This window comes from Arthrobacter sp. Y3225116 (genome assembly GCF_059091245.1).
This window is the reverse complement of record NZ_JBNHGL010000526.1, coordinates 1-685: the sequence shown is the minus strand read 5'-3', so window position 1 is coordinate 685 and position 685 is coordinate 1. Positions and strand designations below refer to the sequence as shown.

1 protein-coding gene is annotated in these 685 nt (G+C 73.1%); it reads right to left on the bottom strand.

The genetic code is table 11. The features are described 5' to 3' along the window. Nucleotides 1–77: 77 nt before the first annotated feature. Nucleotides 78–500: a hypothetical protein gene (locus AC5RV2_RS18765; RefSeq protein WP_494093585.1), complete on the bottom strand. Its 423-nt coding sequence runs from the start codon at nt 498–500 to the stop codon at nt 78–80. Between the last annotated feature and the right edge of the window lie 185 nt (nt 501–685).

Here is a 685-nt window from a genome sequence, read left to right as displayed (position 1 = left end):
GACCGGGCGCCGCCGCACGCCGCCGACCCCCAGACCCGACGCACGCCGCCGGCGCCGCCGTACGCCGCCGGAGCCAGTCAGAGCCCGCGGACCAGCAGGTTCGGGTGCAGCTGCTCCCAGCCCTCGGCCAGGTCCTTGGCGGCGTCGTAGTTGTCCTGGATTAGCTTGGCTACCACCCCGGCCGTGCCGAGTTCGACCGGCTCCGGCCCCGTACCGCCGCAGCCGCTCGCCGCCCCGGAAGCCCCCACCTCCACGATGATCACGCACACGCCGCGGTCCGCCGGGTTGTCCGGGACTGCGGCATAGAAGGCGAAGCCGCCCGTTTCCGCCAACGACCGGACGCTGCCGGGCGCCACGCGCAGGACCTCGGCACCACCCGCCAGCTTGTCGTCCGGGCCGGCGGGAGCCTCCAGCGCCCCGATCCCGGACGTCGACCCGGCGCAACCGGCGAGCGCTAGCAGGACGGCGCCACCGGCAGCCATCGTGGTCAATGTGCGCATGATGCCCTGCCCCCTCGAAAGATGTTTGTCCCACGCTAGCCGCGGAAAGACAAGGACGGGACGCCCGCTCCGTTACGAAGCGATAACTTCGCAGTCAGGCCGACGCGGCCGCTTCAATCGCTTCGGGCGAGAGCACGTGCCCGATGGCCAGCGCCACCGCCCCCAGCACGCCGGCGCGCTGCCCG

Excerpts from the sequence above, each read along its gene's own strand:
- AC5RV2_RS18765 (WP_494093585.1), bottom strand. The coding sequence starts at position 500 with ATGCGCACATTGACCACGATGGCTGCCGGTGGCGCCGTCCTGCTAGCG.